Genomic DNA, 14,297 nt, shown 5'->3' with positions numbered 1-14,297 from the left:
ATCCGGCCCCCGCAACCAATTTCCTCATTGATATTTCCTTAGATTCCAAAATCCTTTTTTTCCGCTACCTTCCATACCTTCTCTCATCGCCATTTTATCTTCAATAAATGTTATTCTGCAAAAATAAATAACTTAACAACGAATTTGAAAAAGATTCAGTTTTATACACTTCAAATAAAAATCATCATTTCTATAAAAAAAGCAAAAAAACAATACAAATAAATAACAATTTTTCAAACATTAAACAAACAAAAATGAAACTAATGGCATTATGATATAAAAAATCAACAGTCTTTAAACGAGGACAAGAGCATGCCATTCGCCCCCGAGAGTGAGTACAGAAGGCAATTTTCTCCAGGTGATTTAATATATGGTTTAAATGATCAACGAAATATATATGCTAACAATACATCAAATGATTATTTTGAACTTGCTCGGCGTCATCGCGATTTAGGAGCCTACCCGCCAGTAGTTATTGATAACTATTTAACCCCTACGGATATAGAATGTATGTCAAAGTTTGAAAAGGAGTATAATTCTAAATTAAAAAATAATGATTGGTTAAATCATGATGAAAAAAAAGAATATAAAGATACATTGAATAATATGCGTTATAGAAAGAATTATGCTCAAGGATCTACATACACAAAATATGAAGTTGATTTTTTCGACCACTTGAAAAAAGACAGGATGTATGAAGTTGTTCTTCAAGAACAGTCACCAAGTGAGATTTATAATTTAATTATGGGGAAAAAATGCAAAGGAGGGTTGTCGTGGGTATGCACGGGTACAAGTGAGCTAGTCAATAGAATGCATATACATTTCATTCTTGACGGTATAGACCTAAAGCAAGTTATACATAAGCAGAGTAACAGCATAACCGGAAAAGAATTAAGGTGGATCTACAGAAACAGAAACAATCCGTTAGTGGCTAAGAAGATACAATTCTGGATACTTCACAACCCAACTTGTCCCCCTTGGATGGAAGAACCTGGCGTAACCGACTGGCAAGCCTATATACCCCAAGAAGATTATTCTGGAGCATTTGCCAGGTTATTTCATCTCCCATAATACTTTTCATTTTATTATTATCTAAATGAATTTTCATAATAATGAGAAAAATAGTAAGAAGTTTAAAACCTTATTCCGTTCACCGCACGGAATAAGGTTTGCTGCTGTTATTTTAAATATCGTTTCTAAACATCATATTAAAACACTATTTAGGGCAAATACTTCACCGTCGAGCTAATTCAGCCCCATTTTTAAAATAATTTTTGATGCCTGCAAAAATAGATTCAGCTATCTGTTGCTGGAATTTCGCAGTCCGTAGCTTTTTTTCTTCCTCCAAGTTACTGATAAACGCAGTTTCAACCAGAATGGAAGGAATATCCGGTGCTTTCAATACCGCAAAGCCCGCCTGATCAACTTTATTTTTATGCAATTTATTGATGTTACCCATCCGTTTGAGCACTTCATCACCAAATTTCAGGCTGTCGTTAATTGTTGCGGTTTGCACCAAGTCCAGCATTGTGTGATCTAAATATTTGTCACCACTTTTACTGACGCCACCAATCAAATCCGCCTCGTTCTGTGTCTGAGCCAAATAACGGGCGGTATTACTGGTCGCTCCTTTTGTCGAAAGCGCAAATACGGATGAACCCTTCGCTGCCCGATTTGTAAAGGCATCAGCATGAATAGAAACAAAGAGATCTGCCCGCATTTTGCGTGCTTTTGCTACCCTGACTTTTAAGGGGATAAATACATCCTCATTGCGGGTCATGTAAACTTTCATACCCGACTCACGCTTAATCAGCGCTTGTAAGCGACGGGCAATTTGCAGCACGACATCTTTTTCTCGGGTTTTGTTTTTCCCAATCGCACCTGGATCTTCACCACCGTGACCAGGATCGAGCATAATCACGATTGGCCGATCTTTTCCTGCCTTACCTGGTTTACGCGTCTCCGCAGGCATGTGTTTTTCTAAATTGCCGCTGTTGTATTCTTCGAGCAGAGCCTGTAGAGGGTCATCATCTATATTGGTCGCTTTTTTAGGGTAGAGATCCAACACCAGGCGGTGTTTGAATTTAGCAATAGGCGGCAATGTAAAAATATGCGGGGCAATAGGCTGCTTAATCTCAAACACTAAACGTACTGTTTGGGGATTGAATTGCCCAGCCCGAACGAGTTTCAGGTAAGGATCTCGTTTCTGGACTTGTGTCCCCAAGCTGCTCAAGACACTGTTAAGCTGAATCCCCTGCAAATCAATGACAATGCGATTAGGGTTAGAAAGCAAGAATTGGCGATACTTAAGTGGAATATTCGATTCCAACGTCACTCGGGTATAGCTTGATGCCGGCCAAATACGAACCGCAATCACTTTTGAATTTGCTGCATTCCCTACCGGACTGATACTCAATAACCACACAGCTGCTGCACCTTTCAGCAGACGACGGCGTGAAAAATTATAGTCTGAGTGACTCATCGTTTATTCCAATTAAAAACAACTATACACAGTGATTTTTGCCAAACACAATATTTAGACAGAAACTCTAATTAATTAAAGTTTCTATGTCATCAAAAAAAGTATTTTATGCTTACTTCATTTATCTATTTCAATATAAATAATAACGTCATTTTTATCTATGTTACTCTTGCCATTTCCTCTCGAATAGAATAAAAATACAAAAAATATGAATATAAATTCACCTCAAGAGGGTTCCATGAAAGAGTGCGGCACCGAATTAGTTGAAATCGTCCGGCAATCCGTTCCCTATATTAATGCACATCGGGGGAAAACGTTTGTCATTATGTTGGGAGGCGAAGCCATCGCCCATGAAAATTTTCCCAATATTGTCAATGATGTCGGATTGTTGCATAACTTGGGCATTCGCTTGATTGTCGTATATGGTGCCCGTCCACAAATTGAACAAAATATTGCCAGACATAATTGCCGCTCTGTTTATCACAAACACATCAGAGTGACGGATGCCAAAACACTGGATTTGGTGAAACAAGCGGCAGGGCTGCTGCAACTGGATATCACGGCGCGTCTTTCCATGGGATTGAACAATACTCCGTTGCAGGGTGCCCATATTAATGTTGTCAGCGGTAATTTTATTATCGCCCAGCCTTTAGGGATCGATGATGGAGTTGATTATTATCATAGTGGCAAGATCCGCCGCATTGATGAAGAAGCCATTAACCAGCAACTGGACAATCACGCTATTGTGTTAATTGGGCCGGTTGCAGTTTCTGTTACAGGGGAGAGTTTCAACCTCACATCTGAAGAGATTGCAACACAGCTGGCAATCAAATTAAGAGCAGAAAAATTAATCGGTTTTTGCTCATCACAAGGGGTGCTCGATGCTGAAGGCAATACCTTATCAGAGATGTTTCCAAATGAAGGAGAAGCCAAACTGCATGAGCTGGAAAGCGCCGGGGATCATTATTCAGGGACTTCACGCTTTTTACGGGGGGCCATTACAGCTTGTCGCCGTGGAGTTCGCCGCAGTCATTTGATCAGCTATCAAGAAAATGGCTCGCTGGTTCAGGAGCTATTCTCACGGGAAGGCATCGGAACTCAAATCGTTATGGAGCGTTCCGAACAAATCCGTCGGGCAAATATCAATGATATTGGTGGCATTCTTGAGCTTATCCGTCCTTTGGAACAACAAGGCATTCTGGTACGTCGTTCACGGGAGCAGTTGGAGATGGAGGTGGATAAATTCACGTTGATAGAACACGATAACGTCACCATCGCCTGCGCCGCACTGTATTCTTATCCTGAAGAAAAAATAGGGGAAATGGCCTGCGTTGCTGTGCACCCTGATTACCGGAACTCTTCCCGTGGTGAAGTGTTGCTGAATGCCATCTCAGCCCAAGCCAGGCAAATCGGCTTGGAAAAACTATTTGTATTGACGACACGCAGCCTTCATTGGTTTCAGGAACGGGGTTTTGAACCCGCAGAAATCGAGATGCTGCCCGTGGAAAAACAGGCACTGTATAACTACCAGCGCCGTTCCAAAATATTGATGTTGAAATTATAAAGCCATCAACCAAGGTTGCGCGGGCCAAGCCACTCGGCTAACCCGCTTCGCCGCTGTGTTACTGTCGCCACGGCTTTGTCCAAGACAGGTTTATGGGCATAGAGAGTCAATCTTTCCCGCGCCCGGGTCAAAGCGGTATACACCAGTTCCCGGCTGACTATCGGTGAGTATTGGGTCGGCAACACCAAAGCAGTATGTTCGAATTCTGAACCTTGGGATTTATGTACCGTCATTACATAAGCCGTTTCATGCTGAGGTAACCGGCTCGGCTGAAAACCTTTAATCTGGCCATCTGACAATTGAAAATAGGCTTTCAGTTCATTATCCCGATTTTTGAGCATGATCCCGATATCGCCGTTAAACAACCCAAGGGTGCTGTCATTACGCAATATCATGATCGGGCGCCCGGCATAACCACGGTTTTCCGCATTTTTAGGCAGCGCAATGATGCCTTTCCTGTGCAGTAATTGCTCCACTCGCTGATTCAACCCTGCCACTCCAAATGGCCCTTCCCTTAAAGCACACAGCAACCGAAAACGATTAAATTCTGCCAGAATTTCTTTTTCTGCTCCCTGTTCATTGACCATCGCCAAATATTGATAATAACCGGCGGCGGTTTCAGTCAATAAACGCTGATAATCTTCATCCTTGGAAAGTGGATTGAAATAAACATCAGGAAAGGAATTATTCAGCACGTTAGACACAGCCGTGCGTTCTCCCTGATTCACGGCGGATGCCAATTGCCCGATACCAGAAGCTGAATTGAAACGATAGCTTTTGCGCAGCAAACAGAGGCAATCCCGCACAGCGGGCGCATTATTTTCCAAATCAGATACGGAATAAGGCATCAATGAACATCCGGTCAATCGCCCTAACTGTTCTGCACGCGGTGCACTGTATCCCTGTTCAGCAAAACGACAAATGTCTCCCAATACCGCTCCCGCCTCAACTGACGCCAACTGATCTTTATCACCCAAAAAAATCACCTTAGCCATTGAAGGCAAGGCGTTTATCAAATGGGCCATCATCGGTAAATCCACCATTGAGGCCTCATCGATGATCAAAATATCAAGGGAAAGAGGATTATCGCGCCCATAACGCAGTTTCTGGCTGTCTGGCTGTGCACCCAGTAAACGGTGAAGCGTTTGTGCCTGTTCCGGGATACTGCGCCATTGCTCTGGTGCCAATGCGAGTTTTTTGACGGCTTCCCTTAACGATTCAGTCAACCTTGCCGCCGCTTTCCCCGTTGGCGCAGCTAATTGAATGCTCAGTTGCTGGCCTTCATATAACTTGATCAAGGCTACCAGCAGCTTGGCCACGGTTGTTGTCTTGCCGGTTCCCGGCCCGCCGGAGATCACAGAAATCCGGCTTGTAGCAGCAACGGCTGCCGCAACTTTTTGCCAGTCTATCTCTCCCGGCGCTGTCACACCAAAAAGTTCATCCAGAATACTGCGTAACTGTGTTTCATCAAACGTGTCGGTCAATTCAACCGTAGAAAAAAAATCTGCCACACGACGTTCACTTTGCCACATACGTTGCAAATACAATCGGTTATCCAGATTTCCTTGCTGAGATAAAATATGTTGCTGAGAAAGAATAATGGGGGCGGGAAGCTCCCCCTGACTGACCGCCGGACATGCCTGCAAAGCAGCAATAATTTGTTCTGGACTTGGTTCCCCCGCCAAAGACCAAAGTGAACTTGCTAACTCAGGGTGCCTGCCTTCAAACAGGTATTCAGGCGAGATCCTTTCCAGAGGCAAACAAACATGCCCGGCCCCCGATTCAGCACTCAATAGGGCTGCAATAAGCAATAACAACGGGTTTTCATCTTTAATCATCACATAAGCAAACTGCACATCCAGAGGGCGCAATAGTTTTTGGCTCACAGCCTGCTGTAATAGTGACATCATGGAGTTCATGCGCTTTGTTCCTCATCCTCAGCACTGAAAAGCGCATCCAGTTCATCAATAAATTCAAAAGGTGGCAAATAATAGTAAACACCATGCCCAGGATTATCTTTATCAATACCGCGCAAAAATAAATAGATAACGCCACCAAAATGCTTGCTGTAATCATAATTGGCTAACCGGTGACGCAAATAGCGATGCAGGGCCAAAGTATAAAGCTGATATTGTAAATCGTAGCGGTGCTCTATCATGGATGCCGCCATTGCTTCCTGTGTATAAGCCTGACTATCTTCCCCCAGCCAGTTGGATTTGTAATCCACCACGTAAAACTTATCCTGCCAGCAAAAAACTAAATCGATAAAACCTTTTAACATTCCCTTGACCTGATGAAAGGCCAACGGGGCACATTGTGCAGACAGCGGATCATAACGACGGGTCAAAGCATCCATTGCGCCTGAGTGCAATAACTTATCCACTGGCAAATAAAACTGCATTTCGCTTTGCTGGTGATGATAAGGCACATCAGCAAGCCTTAATCCTTGCCCGTTCAAATCTGCTTTCAGTAGATTATCTATCCACTGTTCCAACACAGCAGCCCAGTTTTCATCAAATCCTGATGCTGCCAGTTTCTCCTCCAACGAGGCTCGTTCGGGCAGGTTATCAGGATCCAAATCTTCCAGAATAGAGTGCAGGAATGTCCCCGCAGTGGCACCCCGCGGGAAAGTATGTGGCGTCATTTGCAGCAAAGCGCCTTCCTGTTTTTCGCCACGGGCATCAATATCCAGTTTTGGGGAAATGGATTGGACAATCACATCCACGGATTCTCCCAATGCGTTGGCACGATTATTAAAAATCGTGGGAGAAATGGCTCGGGATGCGGAATGTTGCAATCCTGAATAACTCGTTACCCGCCAATCATCCCGAATGGAGCGCTGAAATCTTTTGGCTACCAGTGATACGCGATTTTCATTTTGTGCACTCCACGGCGCATCACCGATATTCTCTATCTGCGTGATCTCTATTCCATCACCACTAAGTTCATGCAGGCTATTTCTCAATAGCTCGGCATTCCCCTGCTCTCCTCTCTGCAACAGATACCCCAAGGCAGACAGGTGTAAGTCAGTATCCCCTTCTTTACTCTTATTTCCCTTGATAAGCGGTGCAACACCCACACTACAGTGGTAAACCGCCCGTGTTAAGGCTACGTACAGCAAACGTAAATCTTCCGCCAAACGCTCTTCATCGGCCAATTCCAGCGCTTCTTTCAGTTTTTCATTGTCGTGGGAAATGCTCAGGTGGGCTTCGAAATTATGGCGATCATGATAAATCGCCTGCTTCTGCTTTTTGTAACCACAGATAAAAGGCAAACACACCAGTGGGTACTCCAGCCCCTTTGATTTATGTATCGTACAGATTTGCACCAGATGCCTGTCACTTTCCAAACGCATCAACTGGCTTTCTGATTGGGGATTGGGCCGGGAAATTTGTTGCGCCAACCAACGGGCAACTGCATGTTCACTGTCCAGTTGCTGCGATGCTTCCTGCAATAACTCTCCGATATGCATAATATCGGTCAAGCGGCGTTCACCATCATCACTTGCCAGCAAGTTTTCGGCTATCCGGTATTTAACCATCACAGTCCGCAGCATCGGCAATACACCACGAGAGCGCCATATACGGGCGTAACCATCAAATTCATCGACCAGACGATCCCATGCGGCTTCATCATTATTGAGTTGATCAATTTGCTGCGCACTCATCCCAAATAAACTACTGGCCAATGCACTTCTCAGCTCACGTGCTTTTTCTGGTGCCAATACCGCCTGTAATAACCAAAGCAAATCCTTGGCTTCTGACGTATCAAACACACTTTCCCGATTGGAAAGAAAGACCGATGGTATCTTTAGGGCATTCAGTTCATTACGGATCAGCGCAGCTTCCCTGCGATCACGCACCAATACCGTAATATCTGCCGCTACAACCGGACGGCTTTTTTCCGCACGGTGCAACAGAGCCTTACCTTCCTGCCCTGCCTGCAACCAATCCCGGATTTGAGCCGCACACAGCCGGGCCATATTCTGTTCATACTCTCCTTTGGAAACGCCCTCACCGGGTTGTAACCAAAATCGCAATGCAGTTTGTTCTTCATTGTGTAAAGAAAATTTCAGCCCATGATTCTTTTCGGCCGCTTTCACGTTGATAAACGGGATTTGTGCAAACAAAAATGGCCGTTCTGTCCGGGAAAACAGTTTATTGACCGCGTGCACCATCGGGGCGGAAGAGCGCCAATTAGTCTCTAAGGTATAATGAGCACTAACGTTAGAACGAGCACGAATATAGGTAAAAATATCCGCCCCTCGGAACGCATAAATAGCCTGTTTGGGATCACCAATGAACAGCAAACCGTTTGCCGCTTTCTGATCTTCTGATTTTTTGTCTCCCGAAGACGGGTTTTCCAATAGCTGTTCTTCCGGTAATTGCTCTTCCGGTAATGGCACCAATGAGTCGAATTCTGGCTGGAAATGGTATATGGCCTGAAAAATACGATATTGCTGAGGGTCAGTATCTTGAAACTCATCGATCATCGCGACGGGGTAACGCTGCCGGATGGCTGCCGCAAGTTGTTTGCCCCCCGCATGCTTCAAAGCGCTGTCCAGACGGGTCAACAAATCATCAAAACCCATGTAGCCCCGCATCAACTTCTCTTGATGCACAGATTGACGGACTTCAATAATCGCTTTGGAGATAATGATATCTTTCAATGTCAGTGGATATTGATATAACTCATCAATAGCTTCAAACAGGGGATGTTGTGGTGCGGTTCCTTTTTTCGTTTTTTCCACCAAGCGTGATTGACAAAACTTATCCAGTTCTTTGGGAAGCTGGTAATCTTCGGTTGGTAATTTAGCCCACTCAGAGACTTTATTTATCCAATTAGGCAAATTCTTTTTCGTATAGCTGCGCTTATCAACATCGGAATTAGCGATCAAATCATGTAAGCCTGATGCGACTTCATTCCATTGTTGCTTGATCGCCTCAATCTGTTCTGTAATTTTCTGATGCCGGCTAAATACAGTTTCATCACTATCAGGGGCATTGGCGATATACGGCATATCGCCGTACAGATAATCAGATATATCTTTCAGCAGTGCTTCCGGCCCGCTCCATAACTTACTTATTTCCCCGGCAATCGGAAGCGGCAAGGGATAACAGTGGCGCCGCCAAAAATCAGCACAACCTTGTTTACGTAATTGCCCCTCATCCTGAATCAGTGTTTGATCAAATAACACGCCGGACTCAAATGCATTGTGCACCAGCATTCGCTGGCAAAAGCCATGAATGGTATAGATAGCAGCTTCATCCATTTGCCGCTCTGCGATTAATAGCCAGCTCGCCGCACTCTCCCTATCCGGTATCTCATCCAGTAATTGCTGATAAGAGGGATCTATAACAGCATTTTCTTCCCGTATACAAGCCAAGCGAAGCTGATGAATGTTCTCACGAATACGGCCACGCAATTCATCCGTTGCTGCTTTGGTAAAAGTAACAACCAGAATTTCTTCAACATTCAAAGGCCGGGAAAAAGCGGCAGAGCCGCCTAATCCCAATAGTAGACGAAGGTAAAGCAAACCTATTGTGTAGGTTTTCCCCGTGCCTGCTGACGCCTCAATAAGCCGCTGACCATACAGCGGCAAGGTTAACGCATTCAGCTTATGAGACGGTAACTTATGGGGTTGCAAGGAATTATCTGGCATCTGGCAGCCCCATATTTCATCGTTCAGTATTTCTTTGCTCACTGAGCATTCACCTTAACCGGTAATTGTTTCTGGAACTCTGACACATATTGGTAAGTTTTCCAGCCTTTGAGCTCAGCATACTGAGGATGAGTGCCCTTTTTACCGGTAATTTGGGAAATCAGTGCCAATCCCTGACGGTTGATCACTGCTTTTTCATAAAATTCGATCAATTGTGCTTTAGTCACTTTTTCCAGTGCTGCGATGGTTTTTGCTCGTGTATCAAACTTGAAGTTGTTGATAGCAAAGTCCGAAGCATAACGAGCCATTTCTGAATAAAAAGTCTGTGGTGGCTCCTGCATTTCTTTCAGTAACGCAGTTTTATATTGTTCAAACTCAGTATCAGACATTGCCTTGAGTTTTTTGTCAGCCTGCTGATAAAAGCTTTGATAACGCTGGTGCAGGTAATCAGGTTGCTTGCTGTTACTTTGCAGCAAAAAGCCCAAGCCCCATTGCTTACCGACAGGTTGATTAAATGCCGAAGCGATATAACCCAGTTGCTCTTTTGTTCTCAATTGATCATAAAACCACGGTGACAAGATATTACTCAGCAAGTTGGAGTAGGCATAGCCGCGAATACGGTCATAGCCTGTTGGAATATAGGTTTCTGCCAATGCATTATCCGTGCTGTTAGCCGTTCCTTTAAAGTCAACGGCATAATTGTGGTCAATGACAATATGATTGCCAGTCCACCACTCCGTACCTTGATTGCCAAGCTGTTTATGTGCGGCTTGAACGATATTGATACTCTGCTGTTCGGTTAAATTCCCGAAAACCAGCGCCTGTATCGCTGAGTGCTGGATCATCTTCTGACGGTATTGGACAATATCGTCAGCCGTGATGCTATCCAACGCGTTCAATTTTTCTTTCTGTTCAAAATACGGCACGCTGGAAAGGCGTGAAACTGGCTGCATAGCCATTTCGTATGCTTTTCCGTTATTGGCAACGTCAAGCCGTTCCCGATACCACGATTTAGCCTGATCCAATTCTTCCTGTGTCGGCTTAAACGAAGTGAACTGATGAATGGCGGCAGTTAACAATTCCGGCAAATGTTGTGTGTAACCATTGACCTCTATTTGCAATCCATTGGCATAACTGACATAAACTCCCATTCCTCCAATCCCCGCCTGATAGCGCAATTGATCAAGTCTCAATTCAGACAAATAATTCAGCAAGGTGTCATTAAGCTGATCTTTGAGCGTTTTCAAACCATTAGGGTTGCGCATTTCCAGTGAAATAATGCCCTTGGGTTCATCTGCAAAATAGTGGCTTGGCATGTAAAGCAAGCGAACACTTGGCTTTTCCAGGATCATTTTAGGGTGTTTTTGGCTGCCGGATGTTTTTATCAGAGATAAATCATCCGGAATATAGGGGTTCAATGCCGGCAGGGAGAACGCGTTTTTTTGTGCTAACTGTTTCCACTGCGTTAGCTGTTTTTGCGTGATTTTATTCACCTGATAAGGTGCCTGAAGAAAATAAGCCTCTTTGTTGTGCGGCTCCGACGGGCTGATAAACCAGATACGGGCGTTTTCAGGCGTTAATTCATCCAGACGGCTGGTTATTACTTTCGGATTGAAATCATCAGCCAGATAATCAGCATCCAATATATGGGAAACAGGCAATTCCAGCATCGCATCTTGACAATTTCGCAACATAATCCATGTTCCGTACAATTGGCGCATACTGGAATGACAGATTGGATACCTTAGCCATTTCATCAAAATAGCTTTTTTGAATCCCCTGTTGCTTCAGAAGGTTTATATAAGAAAAAATGGCTGCAATGACTTGATCACGATGTTTAAGCCCTTTATCCGTCAACGAAACATCAATCTCAAATGTCCCTGAGTTTCTGTCCTCCTTAGGACTTGCACCGGCACTGATTGACTCAATTAGCCCCTGCTTCTGCAACCAGTCAGATAATGTATTTTGGCTGCGGTTCCCAATCAAGTAGCTGATATAGTCATCTGATTTACTGCGAAAGTCTGCACTGTTATCGGCGATGTTAAAGACAAGGCGCAATGACTTCTGAGGTTGGGCAGGTACATAATGGATAATGATGCCTTTCTCTTTCGCTGTCACCGCCGGAACGGTAATGGCGGGTACGGCAGCATGCCGATTGGGGATACGCCCCAACGTTTCCGCCGCAATTTGCGCCAAGTTATCGATTGATTGGTTACCGTACACAACGCCTTTCATTAAATTGGCAGAGTAATAATGCTGGTAAAAATCGACTAATGCGGTCTGTAACTTACTGTCCGGTTTATCTTTCAGAGTTTCCAGATTTCCACCAGCAAAACGGGCATTGGGATGGGCTGGATTGATAGTTTCCGCGCGAACCTGCCCCATGCGATGACCATCGCCCGCACGGGCTATCGTCAATTCATTATCAACGGCATGACGTTCACGATCGGCATTCTTCGGGTCCAGCAATGGCTCAGCAAGAGCATCAGCCAAACGATCAACCGCTCCTTTCAGGGAACCATTTTCAACTTCCAAGTAGAATGCCGTACTGTTATTTCCGGTACTGGCATTATGGCTTCCTCCATGTTTTTGCAAAAACTCTTCAAGGCCACTTGGCTGAGGGTAACGTTTAGACCCCATCAATACCATGTGTTCCAGATAATGCGCTAAACCAAGCTGGTTACCCGGATTTTCCATGTGACCCACCGGAAGCGCAACGGCAGCCAATGATTTAACGGCTTTTTTATCAGAGACCAGTAATACCGTCATGTCATTTTGCAATTGAATCACTTTATATTGACGGGGATCACGAGGGCTTTTATTAATTGTATCCGGCAAGGGTTGCCATAATGAGGATTGAGCATAGGCCGTCACTCCCAAAAGGAGCATAAATAACACCATCGTGATACGGATAATATATTTAGGCATCACCTAATATTCTCCCAATTTATTTAAACAATACGCCATTTGAATAACATGCCATCGGCAACAAATCGCTCTGCGTTTCTTGCTTGATACGTTCCAAAAGTATTTCTTTGTTCACTGAGCATTTACCTTAACCGGTAATTGTTTCTGAAAATCTGACACAGATTGGTAAGTTTTCCAACCTGTGAGCTCAGCATACTGAGGATGTGTGCCCTTTTTACCGGCAATTTGGGAAATCAGAGCCAATCCCTGACGTTTGATCACCGCTTTCTCATAAAATTCGATCAATTGTGCTTTAGTCACTTTTTCCAGTGCTGCGATGGTTTTTGCTTGTGTATCAAACTTGAAGTTGTTGGTAGCAAAGTCCGGCTCATAACGATCCATTTCTGCATAGAAAGTCTGTGGTGGCTCCTGCTTTTCTTTCAGTAATGCAGTCTTATATTGTTCAAACTCAGTATCAGACATTGCCCGTAGTTTTTTATCAGCCTGCTGATAAAAGTCCTGATAACGCTGGTGCAGGTAATCAGGTTGCTTACTGTTACTTTGCAGCAAAAAGCCCAAGCCCCATTGCTGGCCGACGGATTGACTTAATACCTCAGTGTAATAGCCTAGTTGCTCTTTTGTTCTCAATTGATCAAAGAACCACGGTGACAAGATATTGCTCAGCAAGTTGGAGTAGGCATAGCCGTGAATACGGTCATAGCCTGTTGGAATATAGGTTTCCGCCAATGCATTATCCGTGCTGTTAGCTGTTCCCTTAAAGTCAACGGCATAATGATGGTCAATGACAATATGATGGCCAGGCCACCACGCCGTCCCTTGATTACCGAGCTGTTTGTGTGCTGATTGAACGATATTGATGCTCTGCTGTTCGGTTAAATTCCCGAAGGCCAACGCCTGTATCGCGGAGTGTTGGATCATCTTCTGACGGTATTGGACGATATCGTCAACCGTGATGCTATCCAACGCTTTCAATTGTTCTTTCTGTTCAAAATACGGCACACTGGAAAGGCGTGAAACTGGCTGCATAGCCATTTCGTAAGCTGTTTCGTTATTGGCAGCTTCAAGCTGCTCCCGATACCGTGACTTAGCCTGATCCAATTCTTCCTGAGTCGGCTTAAACGAAGTGAACTGATGAATGGCGGCAGTTAACAATTCCGGCAGATGTTGTGTGTAACCGTCGACCTTTATTTGCAACCCATTGGCATAACCGGTAGAAACCTGCACGCCTCCACCCTCCGCCTGATAGCGCAATTGATCAAGTTTCAATTCAGACAAATAATTCAGCAAGGTGTCATTAAGCTGATCTTTTAGCGTTTTCAAGCCATTAGGATTACGCATTTCCAGTGAAATAATGCCCTTGGGTTCATCTGCAAAATATTGGCTTGGCATGTAAAGCAAGCGAACGCTTGGCTTTTCCAGGAGCATTTTCGGGTGTTTTTGGCTGCCGGATGTTTTTATCAGAGATAAATCATCCGGAATATAGGAGTTCAATGCCGGCAGGGAGAACGCGGTTTTTTGTGCTAACTGTTTCCACTGCGTTAGCTGTTTTTGCGTCATTTTATTGACCTGATAAGGTGCCTGAAGAAAATAAGCCTCTTTGTTGTGCGGCTCCGACGGGCTGATAAACCAGATACGGGCGTTTTCAGGCGTTAATTCATCCA

At 44.4% G+C, this 14,297-nt stretch carries 6 protein-coding genes and 1 pseudogene; 2 read left to right on the top strand and 5 right to left on the bottom strand.

All coding sequences use genetic code 11. The annotated features are described in order from the left end of the window. The first annotated feature begins 312 nt into the window (after positions 1-312). Positions 313-1,071, top strand: a complete 759-nt coding sequence (locus FE392_RS18145; protein ID WP_319931567.1) for a hypothetical protein — start codon at positions 313-315, stop codon at positions 1,069-1,071. A gap of 163 nt (positions 1,072-1,234) precedes the next feature. Here FE392_RS18145 and amiC read toward each other — a convergent pair whose 3' ends face one another. Next, positions 1,235-2,482, bottom strand: coding sequence for an N-acetylmuramoyl-L-alanine amidase AmiC (gene amiC, locus FE392_RS18140; RefSeq protein WP_319931566.1), 1,248 nt, complete (start codon positions 2,480-2,482; stop codon positions 1,235-1,237). A gap of 238 nt (positions 2,483-2,720) precedes the next feature. Between amiC and argA the strand changes: the two genes are divergently transcribed. Further along, a complete protein-coding gene (gene argA / locus FE392_RS18135) occupies positions 2,721-4,046 on the top strand; it encodes an amino-acid N-acetyltransferase (RefSeq protein ID WP_319931570.1) in 1,326 nt (441 codons plus the stop codon). A gap of 5 nt (positions 4,047-4,051) precedes the next feature. Here the strand turns inward: argA and recD are convergent, their stop codons facing one another. The 4 genes and pseudogenes from recD to FE392_RS18115 all read right to left on the bottom strand — a co-directional run. Beyond that, on the bottom strand, positions 4,052-5,956 hold the full coding sequence (gene recD / locus FE392_RS18130) for an exodeoxyribonuclease V subunit alpha (RefSeq protein WP_319931569.1): 1,905 nt from the start codon (positions 5,954-5,956) through the stop codon (positions 4,052-4,054). Positions 5,957-5,961: 5 nt separating this feature from the next. Then, complete coding sequence (gene recB / locus FE392_RS18125; protein ID WP_319931568.1) at positions 5,962-9,708, bottom strand: exodeoxyribonuclease V subunit beta; 3,747 nt, start codon at positions 9,706-9,708, stop codon at positions 5,962-5,964. A gap of 38 nt (positions 9,709-9,746) precedes the next feature. Then, a pseudogene (gene ptrA / locus FE392_RS18120) lies at positions 9,747-12,636 on the bottom strand (pitrilysin). Positions 12,637-12,747: 111 nt separating this feature from the next. After that, the coding region (locus FE392_RS18115) for an insulinase family protein (RefSeq protein WP_319931565.1) at positions 12,748-14,297 on the bottom strand (1,550 nt) is incomplete at its 5' end.

Origin of the sequence: Xenorhabdus santafensis, assembly GCF_033949405.1 — a bacterium.
GTDB classification, from domain to species: Bacteria; Pseudomonadota; Gammaproteobacteria; order Enterobacterales; family Enterobacteriaceae; genus Xenorhabdus; species Xenorhabdus santafensis.
The sequence above is the reverse complement of the archived record's forward strand: the minus strand, read 5'-3'. Positions and strand labels throughout refer to the sequence as shown.